Origin of the sequence: Staphylococcus sp. T93, from assembly GCF_016743875.1 — a bacterium.
Classification (GTDB): Bacteria; Bacillota; Bacilli; order Staphylococcales; family Staphylococcaceae; genus Staphylococcus; species Staphylococcus aureus.
In genome coordinates, this window is sequence record NZ_CP068247.1 from 2,041,515 (window position 1) to 2,057,203 (window position 15,689).

The window sequence follows — 15,689 nt, forward strand, 5'->3', positions numbered from 1 at the left end:
TTAAAATCCATTAATACAATAGAAGAAAGACATTCAAATGCTTACCAAAAAGGTACATTATTTGTTAGGAGCGTATCAGCACTTACATATCATCAACACAATTGACAATATAATAGAAGATACTGATAATAAGTGTTAAAACAACAGATGTTAGGTAGTGAACAAATGATGGAAAGTAAATCCATAGATCCAAGAATCGTTAGAACCAAACAATTGCTTGTCGATGCTTTTCTTAAAATTTCTAGAGAAAAGAAATTATCTCAAATTACAGTTAAAGATATCACTGATATTGCTACGCTAAATCGTGCAACATTTTACGCTCATTTCGCTGATAAAGAAGACCTCCTAGACTACACATTATCTGTAACCATTTTAAAAGACTTGAATGATAATTTGAGCATTTCTAATGTCATTAATGAAAAGGTTCTGCGTAATATTTTCATTTCAATTGCGAGTTATATCAAAGATGCTGCAAAGTCTTGCGAATTAAATAGTGAAGCATTTTGCAACAAAGCACATCAACGTATTAATAATGAATTAGAAGATATTTTTGCGATTATGTTAGAAAACAGCTATCCGGAGCATCAACGAGATATCATTGTAAATAGTGCGAGTTTTTTAGCAGCTGGTATCTCAGGCTTAGCATTACATTGGTTTAACACGAGTCAAGAGACAGCCGATGTGTTTATCGATCGCAACCTTCCATTTTTAATTCATCATATAGCACATTTTTAATAAAACTTGGTATTTAGTCATGCATCTTGAAATCACTATGTGACTTAGGTTCATACTTGTACACACAATAAAATTTAACGTATTACGATTGATTAGCCGTGTCTAGGACATAAATCAACGTCCTATACTCTACAATGTCATATTAGCAGTCGTTAACTGAATGAAAATAAGCTTGTCATTAAAACATATAGATTTTAGTGACAAGCATTTTTGTTTTTGCGTACTTAAACAACACTTCAGGCAATATGTTGTTTAGGCAACAAATGATATGTGCGTGTTTATTGGCAAACGTACGACATAGTAGTATAGTATGTCTAAACAACATATGTTGCATAGTTGATATGCGTTGTTTAAATACTAAGATAGGAGGGATTGACGTGAGCGAGACAGATGAACCTCAGGGGTTTGAACGCACGCATAATATATTAAATATTAATCAGAGTAGTCTGGGTGTAGTGACATACATTACAAATAAATTAAAGTCGACGTTGAAGCAACACATAATAATTGCTCGTGGTAAAAAGCGAATCGACTATCGACTGTCGTATAACTTTTACACTACGTATTATGATAATGTAGAAATCAAGAAAATCGACTGTGAATATACCTATGCTATGCCCATTGCAATTTTAATAAGACACACGATGTCATTCGACAATGCTCATTTCTTTGCTCAGTTACGTCATCCTGTCTTATAAAACAACATTGCAGACATGTATATCAAACGACACTTCAATAACATCACTTTGCCATCGTACTACTAGTAAAATCGTGTCTCAAATCCCTTATTTTAATTCCAAAAATCTGCTGGTCAAAAGACCGAGAAACTAAAAACATTACTTAATGTGTTGATAAATTACCATATAAAAATAATCTCAAAATATATCAACACTTGATTCTAAGGAGGATATGACAATATGAAAATTTTAGATAGAATTAATGAACTTGCAAATAAAGAAAAAGTACAACCACTTACTGTAGCTGAAAAACAAGAACAACATGCATTGCGTCAAGACTACTTAAGCATGATCCGAGGACAAGTATTAACAACATTTTCCACAATAAAAGTGGTTGATCCAATCGGTCAGGATGTCACACCAGATAAAGTTTATGATCTTCGCCAACAATACGGTTATATTCAAAATTAATATTTGCTCACGAGGTATTGCACTTAAGGTGCCAACTGACCTCATAAACAAAGCCCATACTGATTGAAGACACTAATGTGTCGCACCATGGTGCACATTACGCTTCATCTCTGTATGGGCTTTTTATTTATTCTTTTGAGAATTTCATTTTAGCAGACCAAAAAATTAAAATGGTGTCCATCAAGATCTTTGAACATTGCTCCATAAAACCCTTGGCTTACTGTTGGTTCTTGAACGACTGTGCCACCCGCTTCTTTCACTTTATTCACCAACTGGTCAACTTCTTCATTTGTGTTCACACCTAGAGAAATCATCACTTCATTTGGTTCAGTATTAAGGCTTTGCTGACTTACATTTTGAAAATGCTTGTTTTCTATTAAAATTACGGTTGTTTGACCTATTTGAATGCCGACCATTTTATCTAACATTTGTGGGTTTCTATTTATTTTAAATCCTAACGCTTTATAAAACTGTGCGCTCTTTTCTAAATCTTGCACATGCAAATTAAACCACATTGATTGAATCATGATTGCACCCCATTCATTACTTATTATAGTTTTGGACTTTAAGCCAATCACTTAATGATAATCTTGTTGGATTTATTTCAGCCATTAATTCAAAGTCTACTTCATAACCTTTTTCTTCCAACCATTGCTTTTCTGCAACACCACTAACAAATTCTCCTTCTATAACAGTAGATTTACCTGTCACTTCACTAAAAATTGTTGCTGCTTCACTTAATGTAACTTCATCGGAACCAATCTCTATTGATTGATGCGTAAAGCTTTGTGGATGTGCAAAAATATACGATGCAATTTTAGCTATATCAATAGAAGAAATCATTGTGAATTTTATATTCGGATTAATAAATTCTGGTAATGTAATACGTTCATCTTCGACTTTAGCAATGCGTAAAAAATTATCCATAAAGAATGATGGTTTGATAACTGTTGCATTTATATTAGATTCCATTAATCTATTTTCTATTTTTGCTAGTACTTCAAAGTGTGGGCCAGTTCGATTTCGATTAACCCCTCCCGCAGTACTATACACAATATGTTGAATATTTTCTTGCTCAGCTATTTCAATTATCTTCATACCTTGTCTTAATTCTTCGCTAACATCATCTTTAACGATTGGCTGAATACTGTATAAGCCATACTTACCTTTCATCGCTGATTGCAAACTAACATTATCACTCAGATCACCTTCAACGATTGATAAATGCGGATGTCCTATGTCTGAAAGTTTACGATTATTCTTATTTCTAGTTAATGCACTTACATACCATCCATCCTCTAACAACTGTTTTACAACTGCATTACCTTGCTTCCCTGTTGCGCCTATTACTAAAATATCTTTCATTTTAGATCCACTCCTCTTTTTATCTTAAAAACCAATAGTCCTCTTTTTCACCTTTTAAATACGTATATGGTTCTGGTGTTTGTCCATTTCCTTTAATATTGTCGTTTATTACATCTCTGACATCCCATACTAAATGAATAAATCGTTGTAATTGATGACTAAAAATGCCTAGTGGCGCTGTCATAGCTAATACTTTTTCCACATCTTCTGTAGTGACATTCAGTTTTTCAGCAATCATTTGAACCGATAAGGTAGATGCTTCGAAATGTGCTTGCAACTCTTCAGCTGTGATGCGTCTTTGCTCTTTATTTAAAGACATTATCAACACTCTTTTCTTTTATGATATTTAATAGTTATTGCAAATTCATTGCTAACTTTCTTAACACGTTTTATAATAAACGGAGAGTTATCCGTTTGTCAATTTTAGAGAATTTTAAGTAGGTGTAATCATGCGAAAAGATGCAAAAGAGAATAGGCAACGAATTGAAGAAATAGCGCACAAACTTTTTGATGAAGAAGGCGTTGAAAACATTAGTATGAATCGTATTGCTAAAGAACTAGGTATCGGTATGGGGACATTGTATCGACATTTCAAAGATAAAAGCGATTTATGCTACTACGTCATACAAAGAGACCTTGATATTTTTATCACTCATTTTAAGCAAATTAAAGATGACTATCATTCTAATTATGAGGTTATGCAAGTGTCGTTAGATTATCTTTTACAATTTAAAATCGATAATAAGGCACTACTGCAATGTATTGAAGCAGGCAACAATAAATTACGTTTTTACCAAAGCGCATTTTATCAAGAATTATTTGATTTTTATTATGACTTATTTAAAAGCGATGACGACACTTACACGAAGTTCAAAACAGATATGCTGTTGCAATCATTATCAACTAGTGTATTTGCCTTCCAAATAGAGCATCGCCATATTTCAATTGAAGCGTACAGAAATTATTTATTAAACATTTATTTAGATGAGGTGGGACGTAATGACTAAAATTGTGTTAATCACAGGAGGCAATAAAGGGTTAGGCTATGCAAGTGCAGAGGCACTTAAAGCATTGGGTTACAAAGTTTATATAGGTTCTCGGAATGATGTAAGAGGACAACAAGCATCACAAAAATTAGGTGTTCATTATGTACAATTAGATGTTACAAGTGACTACTCAGTCAAAAATGCTTATAACATGATTGCTGAAAAAGAAGGCCGTCTTGATATCCTCATTAACAATGCAGGTATATCTGGTCAATTTTCAGCACCTTCCAAATTGACACCTCGTGACGTTGAAGAAGTATATCAAACGAATGTATTCGGTATCGTACGAATGATGAATACATTCGTCCCTCTCTTAGAAAAATCTGAACAACCTGTTGTCGTCAACGTATCAAGTGGTTTAGGTTCATTTGGAATGGTTACAAACCCCGAAACAGCTGAATCTAAAGTGAATTCATTAGCTTATTGTTCGTCTAAATCGGCAGTAACAATGCTAACGCTACAATACGCTAAAGGATTACCTAACATGCAAATCAATGCTGCTGATCCAGGCGCTACAAATACTGATTTAGTTGGTGATTTTAGTAATAATTCCAAACACGTTTCTGAAGGAATCAAGCCAATCATTCAATTAGCAACGATTGGTGCAGATGGCCCAACAGGTACATTTATTAATGGCGATGGAGAGATGCCTTGGTAGATCAATTTTATGTTACAAACATTGAAATTAGAGGTATATAAAAAATGCTTCTGCAATAGATGCAATAAACATGCAATACAATATGGAGGCGAAGTAAATGAAAAGTATTACGTTTGAAGAACATTATGTCATTGAAGATATTCAAAAAGAAACGATGAATGCGATATCAGCAGATCCTAAAGGTGTACCGATGAAAGTAATGTTAGAAGGCCTTGAAAAAAAGACAGGTTTTACAAATGCCGACGAATTATCACATCATGATGAACGTATCCAATTTATGAATAATCAAGACGTTCAAATTCAAGTCTTATCTTATGGAAATGGTTCTCCTTCAAATTTGGTTGGTCAGAAAGCCATTGAATTATGTCAAAAAGCAAATGATCAATTGGCAAACTATATTGCACAATATCCCAATCGCTTTGTAGGCTTTGCAACTTTACCTATCAATGAGCCTGAAGCCGCAGCGCGAGAATTCGAACGTTGCATCAATGATTTAGGATTCAAAGGTGCGCTCATTATGGGACGTGCACAAGATGGTTTTCTTGATCAAGACAAATATGACATTATTTTCAAAACAGCTGAAAATTTAGACGTACCGATTTATCTACATCCCGCGCCAGTTAACAGTGACATTTATCAATCATACTATAAAGGAAATTATCCTGAAGTAACTGCGGCAACATTTGCTTGTTTTGGTTATGGTTGGCACATTGATGTCGGCATTCATACAATACATCTAGTATTATCTGGTATTTTTGATCGTTATCCAAAGTTAAATATGATTATTGGACATTGGGGTGAGTTTATCCCATTCTTCTTAGAACGTATGGATGAAGCTTTATTCGCTGAACATTTGAACCACCCTGTAAGCTATTACTTTAAAAATAATTTTTATATCACACCGAGTGGCATGTTAACGAAGCCACAGTTTGATTTAGTCAAGAAAGAAGTAGGTATTGATAGAATTCTTTATGCTGCTGATTATCCATATATTGAGCCTGAAAAATTAGGTGTATTTTTAGATGAACTGGGTTTAACAGATGAAGAAAAAGAGAAAATAAGTTATACAAATGGTGCTAAATTATTAGGTTTATCACCTAACAATTAACAAATGGAGGTCATTGAATATGGAAACTTTAGAATTACAAGGCGCTAAATTACGATACCACCAAGTCGGACAAGGACCCGTGCTCATCTTTATTCCTGGTGCAAACGGTACCGGAGACATTTTTCTGCCTCTTGCAGAACAGTTAAAAGACCATTTTACTGTTGTAGCCGTTGATCGTCGTGATTATGGAGAAAGCGAGTTAACTGAACCACTCCCTGATTCCGCTTCAAACCCTGACAGTGATTATCGTGTCAAACGCGACGCACAGGACATTGCCGAACTTGCAAAGTCATTAAGTGATGAACCTGTCTATATATTAGGTTCAAGTTCAGGTTCAATCGTTGCGATGCATGTGTTAAAAGATTACCCTGAAGTCGTTAAAAAGATTGCATTTCACGAACCACCAATTAATACATTTTTACCAGACAGTACTTATTGGAAAGATAAAAATGATGACATTGTGCATCAAATTTTAACAGAAGGCTTAGAAAAAGGCATGAAAACATTTGGCGAAACATTAAATATCGCACCAATTGATGCAAAAATGATGTCTCAACCTGCTGATACTGAAGAAGGACGTATAGAACAGTACAAACGTACGATGTTCTGGTCAGAATTTGAAATTAGACAATATACGCATTCAGATATTACTTTGGATGATTTCACAAAATACAGCGATAAAATCACCCTACTAAATGGGACAGATTCTAGAGGCTCCTTCCCACAAGATGTTAACTTTTATATAAATAAAGAAACTGGCATACCTATTGTAGATATTCCAGGCGGTCACTTAGGTTATATTCAAAAACCTGAAGGCTTTGCTGATGTATTATTAAATATGTGGGGTTAATTGATTGTTCTCTAATAAAACAGCTTGGACAGTTTTCAAATTATATTTGATGGCTGACCAAGCTTATTTTTATTTACGCTTAAACGTTCAAATCAACTCGTTATTATACATGAAGGCATGTTAACCATTCTCTTCCACTGAAAACACTACTGTTCCAAACATTGATAGTCTTCTTTTGAAATACCCTTTCCGATAAGCACCAAATATTCTGGCACTTTTTTTGAAAATGCTACAGGTGTTAATTCATATTGTCCTTGTGTAAATTGAATGAGATACGTATGTGCGGTGTCTTCAAATGTCATAAACCCTTTCAACCTATAAATATGAGACGGAAGGCATGCTAAACGTTTTATAAACTCTGCTTTAGTACATTTGACTGGTGATTGCACAAATTGATGATTAATCATTTGATGTAAAGACTTATGTTTATTGTCAGAAGTTGCTGTCATTTGTCTAACTGATATTGGCAAAGTGACGCTGCCATGCATACCGACTTGTATATCGGCCTCTGGGTTAATAACTTCTAAATCTTTCAATAGTTTGCTCGTTGTTTCAACATCTGCTGAATCTATTTTATTAACAAATAAGACAGAACAATATGCTAATTGCTCATAAAATAAGCCTTGGATGTCTTTAGGGAATGATTTAATGTGTTTATACATGCTTGCGTCTATTACACCAATCATATGTGTAATTGTTGTAAACGGAGCTAAAATAGGCGTTAAACAAGCATCTAAGACAGAGACCGGTTCTGCAATCCCACTACATTCAATAAATACAATGTCTGGTTGCTCTTTTAAATATAATTGATGTAACTGTTCTGATACATCTGCTTTCATTGCACAACAGATACACCCCTCTGTCAGTTCACTTAAAGGTATGTCTTCAGATACTAAGGCACCATCAACACTCATTTTCCCAAATTCATTCATGATGACTGCTGGTTTCAGCGATTCCTTTAATGATTCAGCGAGCAAATGATTTAAGACAGTCGTTTTACCGCCACCTAAAAACCCACCTATAATAACTATTTTCATCTGCGACTCTCCTCTTATACTTCATATGAATAGCATATTCCAAGATAGATCTCCTATTGACTGACATGACTCTATATTCAGTTATAGTTCATTTTTTTTAAATAATCAGCATTACTATTTTAACAATGATGCCTACACCAATAACTAAAGACAATGATGTCACCATTTGCTTTCCAATTAATTTTAGTGCTGACTGACCACCTAAATGTTTCAAAAGCATCGTCATTGTGACCGAGCACGCTGTAAATGTTGAACTAAAAAACACAAGTAGTAGTAACTGTGTTGCTGTCATTCCTTGTAATAAGGCGCCCTGATGCAAATTAAACAAGAGCATGCCGTCTTTTCGAATCATTGAAAATAAAATCCCTGGTGACAATTCTGACGAGATGCCTAATAACGATAATATAGGTGTAAATATTTGTGATAAAACATTCAAAATTGGCGTTAGTGATAAAATACTAACAATAAGACAGATTGTGATAAAAATAGGTAGCGCTTGAACGATAAACATTTGTATATTTTGCCACATTTGTAGCAACATTTGACGTATATTTGGCATATGTAATTGCCTATCATAAGGTAGCGGAACGCTAAGTTGTTGATCATTCTTTTTCAACCATATCCTTTATGTAAGATGCCACCTAAAAGTACTAATATTAAGTACGGCATAAATAGCCATGACTTTCCAGCTACACTAAAAATAGATAATGTCGCACCTATTTGATAACTACAAGAACTACCAAAGCTTATTAAACTCATACACTGTGTCTTCGTGCAGGTATGGCATTGGTGTGCTGCTTGTGAAATAGCTGCTGCATTACATCCAAACCCTTCTAATAGTGGCACGATATCATTACCTTGTAATCCTATCCATAACATTGACGGTTCAATTGCCCATATCATCCATGATTTGAGTCCTGTTTGATCAATTATAGCAGTTGATAAACTAATCAATATTACAACCGGCAATGCCCATACGAGCGAATATGTTCCAAGTGATAGCACACCATAATCACCAAATAATATATGCTGTAATATATCGTGATTGAGCAATGTTGTTTGAGTTAAATATTCTATCCATGCTGACACATACTGATTTTGAAACCAATCTGAAAATTGATAAGCGATACCGATTGGCAATGCAAACATTAAAAATATCAACAACCAGGCTAAAAATGTCGCACTTATTTTAGGTCTTAAATGTCGTCGCTCATGTTGAAATAGTGTCAATTGTTCTATCACATGTTCACTCGCTATAGGCGAAGAAACTACACTTTCTGCCAATGAAATATCTAATTTCTGTTTTATGATTAATAATCTTAATTTCGCTTTTTCTGTTGCGGTAAGTTTATCCGCATGACTAATAACCAAATAATGAGGTTCATTAGGTATGGGCGTATAATGCCCAGTTCTCATATCATATTTCACTTCTAACATGTGCATGACACTTCACAACATGAATAATCATCTAAATACATTTGATTTTTTTGATAATTTTCAATGACATCTTGTTTAGCTGGTAAGCCTTCCCGCTGTGTTAAAAGATGTGCAAGTACTGCAAATCGCGCTCTAAATTTATAGATATAGCATAATTTGGCATTATCATTTTCAACTGTTGCACCAATCATAAAAATATTCGGATAACGTGTCGATTCATCATGTGTTGTTAATTTAATATCTTGATTTGTTGTCACAAATAATTGTTGAACGATTGGATTTTTTGTTGCATCAAAGCCAGTTGCTAGTATTGGTTCATGAGGTGTAAGCACACTTTGTCCGCTATCAAAACTGATATGATACTGTCCATTGTTAAAATCAATATCTTTAACTGTATAATGTACATTCATTTCGATGCGAGCACCTTGCTTAATGACATTACCTAGTCGCTGACGTGTATAAGGTGACAATCTAACACTAGGATCAGCATCCGGATCATTTAAACCGGTTGTGCTAGTATAAAGTGCGATGTCAGAGCCATTTTTTGCAAGTTGATATGCAGCATCAAAGCCACTTTCATTACCTCCGATAACCACATATTGCCCCTTATTAAAGTTATCAAAGTCTTCAATTTCACTATAATGAATACCATATTTAAATGGCTTTTTAGGGAAATTATAATCACCTGTTGCGACAAAGATATAATCCGCGTGATATATCTCTGTTGTCGTTGCAATCGTATAATATGCATCATCTACAGATATATTTGTGACAACTGTATTTTCAAAGATATTCAGCTCGTAATGGTTGGCAACCACTTGTAAATATTCAGCATATGTTTCTCCGGAAATATGTTCTTCATTAAATGTAAATGCTGGTGAAGTATCCATGGAAATTGCATTCATATCAGGCATGCCAAATCCATTAGACGTAAATGATGGCGTGATCGTACGGGTCGATTTCGGCCAATGTTTAAATGAATGTCCTACTGTTCCTTTTTCTAAAATAATGACATCTGTTATACCGAAATCTTTTAAGGTAATGGCCATACCTATACCTGCAGCACCGGCACCGATAATAGCCACTTTATGATGTTGCATATTAACACTCCCTCAATGATCTATTTCAAGTTATTGTTTTTGATTATAAATCGTAATAATTACGATTTATAAAGTATAGACCTATCCTTGAGAAATTTCAATATTAAAAGAAAAACTTCCGTTATTGTAGAGAATTCATCTACATTTCGGAAGTTGGTATGTGTCTTTTTTTAAAATTTAAGGCTGCTACGTTTAGTTCAAATGATTATGAATGACATTTCATGGTATCATCCAGCCTCAGTACTTGGAGATAACATTTTGGCGGTGAGACAGAAATCATATTTTTACAAAATTTATTTCGTCGTCCCACCCCAATAAAGAAAAAGTATTTCTTTATTGTTGTGTAACTTCTCCACGTTGTATTTCACTATCCAAATTTTGTTTCATATTTTCAAACAACTCTTGAAATCTAACCTCATCTTGATCAGAATAACCTTTAAAAATAACTGAATCTATATTTTCCTCGTTAAAATAATAAATTTCATCTTCTACAACACCAATCGGATATTTACATGCAGAATAGTCAAACATATACTTTTGATTTTCAATTTCTACAATTGGTCCTCTATTAATAATCATTAACTTTTGCGAACCTTCTTTTAAATAAATAATGCTTCCTATTGTTTCCATTTATTTTCCTCCTTTGTCACCGTCTCAATTTCAACATTCCTTCGCATTTCCAAGTCAATCATCTCTTCTTCCACTTTACGAATGCCATGTTGAATTTGCTGTTGCTGCTCGTATAACGCTTCCGTTGAACGTCGTTTCGCAAAATGAAATTCATCGCGGAACTGTTCCATACGACTAGCCATATTGCTACTATAATAACGCTCACCTAAATGTTGATATAATTGATCTATCGAATGATTAAGCGCATCACTTTCATCTATCAATGCTTTAACCTCTCGCTTTTCATCATATAAGTCATCCATTTGCTCATGTTTCGCTGTGATTATTTTATTGATTTCATCCAGTTTATTCGACATCATTTCACCACGTTTTAATTTTTACCAATTTCATTACCAATCATTACGTCAGTTTGGTCAAAAGCCTCACCAACTTTTTGTATATTATCGCTCGCAGTTCGTATTGCTTCAGCAACAGATTGATTCTTACTCATCAAATCATCTATCACACTATGAGCATTATTATTTCCACTTACTGTTGTACTTTCATCTTTATCCGGTTTCGACACATTATTACATGTTTCAACAGCGCTTTTAATAGATGATGATGCACTATTGGTCTTAAAAATATCACTTTGAACTGTACTCATCATTTACACCTCTCTCCATTTAAATTATTTTAAAATTATTAGAAACTGTATCAATATATGATATTCAAACATTCAATTATACTTAAATATTGTTTTATGATTATATTCAAAATTATTGTATCAATAAATATGTATCATTCCTAGAATTTTATTGAACAAAAAGTTATAAAATCACTTTTATTGTAACTCAACCTTGTTTTACATTACAGAAATTAACAATAGCGATTAAAATTTTATTTTCCAACAATAAAAACGCACAAATATTTTTATTGAGGCAGCTGTATCGCTTCTCATTGTAAAAATATCTGTGCATATTATCTATTTATCTCAATCTAACGTCTTAACTAACTTGTTGTATCTTGTAAAATCTTATCCATAGAATGCGCAACACTATCACGGTACATCTCACCAAATTTCAATAAATGGACCATCAATAAATATAAACGATAAAATTCAAGTCTATAGGATGCACCTTTTGCGAGTGGATAATGTTTATTATACGCATCATAAAATTCGCTCGTAAAACCACCAAATACCGTTGTAATACCGATATCGAATTCTCTGTCACCATATAATGGCGCTGGATCAAATAACGCCGGACGACCATCTTGTAAGAACATATAATTACCACCCCATAGGTCACCATGTAATAAAGACGGTTTACTTTGATGCTTTTCTAATTCCGCCACAATTTGACGTCGCACTTTGTCATATACTTTGATATCGTTGGCATCCCATAGCCCTCTATTTAGCAACTCATCTTTCAAATGGTCCAAGCGTTTGTCGACAAAAATGGTACACCAATCGTCTTGCCAATGATTATCAAAAGAAATATCGCCACCTTCATAAGGTAATGAGAAGCCAAATTTGCCTTCTTCTTGTTGCTGACTGTGTAATTGAGCTACGAGTTGCCCTAATTGGCGTTGACTCCCTGAAGCCCCTTCTTCTAAATACGTCATCACTAAATACGCATCACCGTTAACCTCGCCACTTGCAATTACTCTAGGTGCCGTGATACCTGCACGTTCAAATTCATTTAAACCTGCAATTTCTGCAGCATAAAATGATTCTTTACGTCCACGTTGGACAAGTAAGAAAAATGTATCCGTATCTGTTTCGACTCGATATGCTTCGTTTACATCACCACCACTCACTGGTGAAATCTCTTTAATATCTTTTAAAGGTAAATGCTCTAACCATTGTTCATTCATACAAACACCTTCCAATCTACTTACTTTATACTATAATATTGCCTAATTAGGATGATTTAATCTTAAAAACGTTATTCAAACTTGCGTCAATTTTCAAAACTTTTTAGTTTTAACTAGGAAATTATGTATGGAAATGCTAGTCTATTAAAAGAATATATTTCACATATATTAAGTTGAGGATAGTAAGCCTCAAATATAATGAAATAGGAGCATACTCATGTACAAATTAATTAAACCTTTCTTATTCAAAATCGAACCCGAAAAAGCACACGGACTAACTATCGATGCATTAAAAACGTTACAAAAGTTTCCGGTTTTATTCCCAGTCGTCGATAAACTATTTACTTATAAGAATCCAACGTTATCACAAACGATACAAGGTAATACGTACGACAATCCAATTGGCTTAGCAGCTGGTTTCGACAAATCTTGCGAAGTACCAAAAGCATTGGAACACCTTGGATTCGGTGCTTTAGAATTAGGTGGTATCACACCTAAACCTCAACCGGGTAACCCTCAACCACGCATGTTTAGATTATTAGAAGATGACGCCTTGATAAATCGAATGGGCTTCAATAATATTGGTATGAACAAAGCACTAAGTCATTTGCGTAAAAATGCTTATCAAGTACCTGTTGGTATCAATGTTGGTGTGAATAAAATGACACCTTATGAAGCGCGTTATCAAGATTATATAAAGGTTATTGATACGTTTAAACACGACGTTTCATTTTTCACAGTCAACATCAGTTCTCCAAATACTGAAAATCTTCAAAACTTCCATGATAAAGATGAATTTTCAATGTTATGCCAAGCTTTAACAGCATTTAAAAAACAACATGATGTAACAGTGCCAATTTATTTAAAACTAACGTCTGATATGGATTTCGATGGCTTAAAAGCACTATTACCAGCGATTACTGAGACATTTGACGGTATCATCTTAGCAAACACAACGCGACAACGAGATGGTTTAACTTCTGCTAATAAAGTCGAAGAAGGCGGTTTGAGTGGTCGTCCATTATTTGAACGTAATTTAAAATTGATTAAGTATGCTTATCAGCAAACAAATGGTGAATTTTTAATTATAGGTACAGGCGGCGTATTCAGTACTGAAGATGCAATCAAAATGATGCGTCACGGTGCGTCACTTATTCAAATTTATTCATCACTTGTTATTGAAGGCCCAGGTTTAACTAAGAAAATGAACAAAGGCATCGCACGTTACTTAAAAGATCATCATTTTGACAATGTCAGTGATATTATAGGACTAGATGCCTAATCCAACATAGTCAAATAATACTTTAAAACTTGCTGAATCGTCTTATTAAAATTATGATATAACTCAAGAAGATATATTTATCACCATTTTTCAAAATAATGGCTTAAATATCACATATCATTAAATATAGCGTTTTATAACGGAGGCGTTTGTTATGACTAAAGAAACAGATAATAAAAAAACAGTAGCGACTTCTGACAACAAAGACACACAGCAACAAAATCAACCTGAAGAAGATGAACGTCAAGGTTTGAATGGTTATCGTAAAACAGATCTTGATTTAGAAATCGAGCAAGAGCTACGTGAAATGATGAAAACAGGAGAAAATGAAACGAAAAATGACTATAAAAAGTTTAAAGTGTTTTCACTTATTTCAACACTTGTCATTGTCATTTTAGCAATTATAAGATTTGTTCATAAAATGATGTAATTAGAGTGAGACATTGTTTTATGTCTCAGGATCCAGTTATTCATTATATCTACAATATTTACGATTATATAAATAACCCGAGATTTTAGTATGATTCATTTCACTAAAATCTCGGGTTTCTATTTGATAATTTTTAATGGGATATGGCATGTATACGTTCTTGCCTTTTATCTCATTTCCAATGATTAATCTGGATATTGTTCTAAAAATGCTTTCGCTTCTTTATTAACTGTTTTAAAATCAATACCTTGTTGCATCGCTGCAAAGACACATCCACAATAACACTGCCTAAAGATATTATAGTCATTACACATTTCTATGGAACGCTCATAACCTTTACTTTTCTTAAAATCACTTGGCAAATAGTTCACATCGTATATTTTTTGGACATCCATACCAAGTTCATTGATTAATTGTGCGTTCTTTTTAGGTGATAATGTGATTGCACTGCCAAAATAATCATAGCCATGTTCTACAGCTGCTTTCGCTACAATATCCAAACGCATTTCAAAACAAGCGGTACAACGTAAGCCGCCTTCTTTTTCATCAGCTAATTCTTTATCCTTCACCATTTTCACAAACTTATGCGGTTCATAAGGTGCTTCAATATACTTCACATTCGCACCAGTCTTGCGATTAAAATCTTCCACAAATTGTTCTTGCACTTTAGCACGTCGTAAGTACTCATTTTTCGGATGAATATTTGAATTCGCGAAATAAATTGCAATGTCTGCATATTGTGTTAAAAACTCTAATGTATATGTACTACAAGGTGCACAACAACTATGCAATAAGATTTTAGGTCTGATTGCTTCTCTTTCCCACTGCCCGATTAATTTCTTCAACACCTTGTCATAATTAATTTTTTGATTTTTCATTTTACTGATAATAGGTTCAGCATTAATCATGATTTAACCTCCCACATTTAATCATTAACTTCTATTATATATGATTCATATTAAATGTCAGTCAAAAAAGTTAGAAATTCATTTTAATGCATTTATAT

The 15,689-nt window shown here is 33.8% G+C and carries 19 protein-coding genes and 1 pseudogene; 9 read left to right on the forward strand and 11 right to left on the reverse strand.

Features of this window, described 5'->3' with window-relative positions; all coding sequences use genetic code 11:
* Positions 1 to 165: 165 nt before the first annotated feature.
* The 3 genes from JG553_RS10130 (at position 166) to JG553_RS10140 (ending at position 1,883) form a co-directional block, all read left to right on the forward strand.
* Entirely contained in the window at positions 166 to 735 is a 570-nt protein-coding gene (locus tag JG553_RS10130) for a TetR/AcrR family transcriptional regulator (RefSeq protein WP_011447076.1), read from the forward strand.
* Positions 736 to 932: 197 nt separating this feature from the next.
* Entirely contained in the window at positions 933 to 1,433 is a 501-nt protein-coding gene (locus JG553_RS10135; RefSeq protein ID WP_001795157.1) for a hypothetical protein, read from the forward strand.
* Positions 1,434 to 1,652: 219 nt separating this feature from the next.
* On the forward strand, positions 1,653 to 1,883 hold the full coding sequence (locus JG553_RS10140; RefSeq protein ID WP_000697134.1) for a DUF896 domain-containing protein: 231 nt from the start codon (positions 1,653 to 1,655) through the stop codon (positions 1,881 to 1,883).
* Between the two features lie 149 nt (positions 1,884 to 2,032).
* On the opposite strand, the gene JG553_RS10145 is transcribed toward JG553_RS10140, so the two are convergent.
* Genes JG553_RS10145 through JG553_RS10155 form a run of 3 tightly spaced genes read right to left on the reverse strand, consistent with a single transcriptional unit; the run spans position 2,033 to position 3,567 of the window.
* Entirely contained in the window at positions 2,033 to 2,410 is a 378-nt protein-coding gene (locus JG553_RS10145) for a VOC family protein (protein WP_000616227.1), read from the reverse strand.
* Between the two features lie 16 nt (positions 2,411 to 2,426).
* Positions 2,427 to 3,248 carry an NmrA/HSCARG family protein gene (locus JG553_RS10150; RefSeq protein WP_000651837.1) on the reverse strand — a complete coding sequence of 274 codons (822 nt, stop codon included), beginning with the start codon at positions 3,246 to 3,248 and terminating at the stop codon, positions 2,427 to 2,429.
* A 19-nt stretch (positions 3,249 to 3,267) separates the two neighbouring features.
* Positions 3,268 to 3,567, reverse strand: a complete 300-nt coding sequence (locus tag JG553_RS10155) for a DUF2316 family protein (RefSeq protein ID WP_000055846.1) — start codon at positions 3,565 to 3,567, stop codon at positions 3,268 to 3,270.
* Between the two features lie 130 nt (positions 3,568 to 3,697).
* Between JG553_RS10155 and JG553_RS10160 the strand changes: the two genes are divergently transcribed.
* From JG553_RS10160 to JG553_RS10175, 4 genes are all read left to right on the forward strand, one after another.
* Positions 3,698 to 4,255 (forward strand): TetR/AcrR family transcriptional regulator, encoded by a 558-nt coding sequence (locus JG553_RS10160; RefSeq protein ID WP_001224188.1) that lies wholly within the window; start codon positions 3,698 to 3,700, stop codon positions 4,253 to 4,255.
* The gene (locus JG553_RS10165) at positions 4,248 to 4,952 is read left to right on the forward strand and encodes an SDR family NAD(P)-dependent oxidoreductase (RefSeq protein ID WP_000161829.1); all 705 of its coding nucleotides are present in this window, start codon (positions 4,248 to 4,250) and stop codon (positions 4,950 to 4,952) included. Before JG553_RS10160 ends, JG553_RS10165 begins: the two co-directional genes overlap by 8 nt.
* A gap of 97 nt (positions 4,953 to 5,049) precedes the next feature.
* Positions 5,050 to 6,060, forward strand: coding sequence for an amidohydrolase family protein (locus tag JG553_RS10170; protein ID WP_000836423.1), 1,011 nt, complete (start codon positions 5,050 to 5,052; stop codon positions 6,058 to 6,060).
* A 19-nt stretch (positions 6,061 to 6,079) separates the two neighbouring features.
* The gene (locus tag JG553_RS10175) at positions 6,080 to 6,910 is read left to right on the forward strand and encodes an alpha/beta hydrolase (protein ID WP_000448905.1); all 831 of its coding nucleotides are present in this window, start codon (positions 6,080 to 6,082) and stop codon (positions 6,908 to 6,910) included.
* Between the two features lie 146 nt (positions 6,911 to 7,056).
* Here JG553_RS10175 and JG553_RS10180 read toward each other — a convergent pair whose 3' ends face one another.
* The 7 genes and pseudogenes from JG553_RS10180 to JG553_RS10210 all read right to left on the reverse strand — a co-directional run bounded on the left by JG553_RS10180 (position 7,057) and on the right by JG553_RS10210 (position 12,971).
* Positions 7,057 to 7,947: a CobW family GTP-binding protein gene (locus tag JG553_RS10180; RefSeq protein ID WP_000706519.1), complete on the reverse strand. Its 891-nt coding sequence runs from the start codon at positions 7,945 to 7,947 to the stop codon at positions 7,057 to 7,059.
* A gap of 97 nt (positions 7,948 to 8,044) precedes the next feature.
* Positions 8,045 to 9,384, reverse strand: a pseudogene (locus JG553_RS10185) (nucleoside recognition domain-containing protein).
* Positions 9,378 to 10,484: an NAD(P)/FAD-dependent oxidoreductase gene (locus JG553_RS10190; protein ID WP_001163751.1), complete on the reverse strand. Its 1,107-nt coding sequence runs from the start codon at positions 10,482 to 10,484 to the stop codon at positions 9,378 to 9,380. The pseudogene JG553_RS10185 and the gene JG553_RS10190 overlap by 7 nt, the downstream one beginning before the upstream one ends.
* A gap of 333 nt (positions 10,485 to 10,817) precedes the next feature.
* Positions 10,818 to 11,114, reverse strand: a complete 297-nt coding sequence (locus tag JG553_RS10195) for a DUF4176 domain-containing protein (RefSeq protein ID WP_000447710.1) — start codon at positions 11,112 to 11,114, stop codon at positions 10,818 to 10,820.
* Complete coding sequence (locus JG553_RS10200) at positions 11,102 to 11,470, reverse strand: hypothetical protein (protein ID WP_000066352.1); 369 nt, start codon at positions 11,468 to 11,470, stop codon at positions 11,102 to 11,104. Before JG553_RS10200 ends, JG553_RS10195 begins: the two co-directional genes overlap by 13 nt.
* Before the next feature lie 14 nt (positions 11,471 to 11,484).
* Positions 11,485 to 11,763 carry a TIGR04197 family type VII secretion effector gene (locus tag JG553_RS10205; RefSeq protein WP_000987949.1) on the reverse strand — a complete coding sequence of 93 codons (279 nt, stop codon included), beginning with the start codon at positions 11,761 to 11,763 and terminating at the stop codon, positions 11,485 to 11,487.
* Between the two features lie 341 nt (positions 11,764 to 12,104).
* Positions 12,105 to 12,971 (reverse strand): fructosamine kinase family protein, encoded by an 867-nt coding sequence (locus JG553_RS10210; RefSeq protein WP_001005511.1) that lies wholly within the window; start codon positions 12,969 to 12,971, stop codon positions 12,105 to 12,107.
* Between the two features lie 217 nt (positions 12,972 to 13,188).
* Here JG553_RS10210 and JG553_RS10215 point away from each other — a divergent pair, with 217 nt between their 5' ends.
* Positions 13,189 to 14,253 (forward strand): quinone-dependent dihydroorotate dehydrogenase, encoded by a 1,065-nt coding sequence (locus JG553_RS10215; RefSeq protein WP_000277415.1) that lies wholly within the window; start codon positions 13,189 to 13,191, stop codon positions 14,251 to 14,253.
* A gap of 154 nt (positions 14,254 to 14,407) precedes the next feature.
* Complete coding sequence (locus JG553_RS10220; RefSeq protein ID WP_000159837.1) at positions 14,408 to 14,683, forward strand: hypothetical protein; 276 nt, start codon at positions 14,408 to 14,410, stop codon at positions 14,681 to 14,683.
* Between the two features lie 185 nt (positions 14,684 to 14,868).
* Here the strand turns inward: JG553_RS10220 and JG553_RS10225 are convergent, their stop codons facing one another.
* Positions 14,869 to 15,591 carry an epoxyqueuosine reductase QueH gene (locus JG553_RS10225; RefSeq protein WP_000606210.1) on the reverse strand — a complete coding sequence of 241 codons (723 nt, stop codon included), beginning with the start codon at positions 15,589 to 15,591 and terminating at the stop codon, positions 14,869 to 14,871.
* Positions 15,592 to 15,689: the final 98 nt, after the last annotated feature.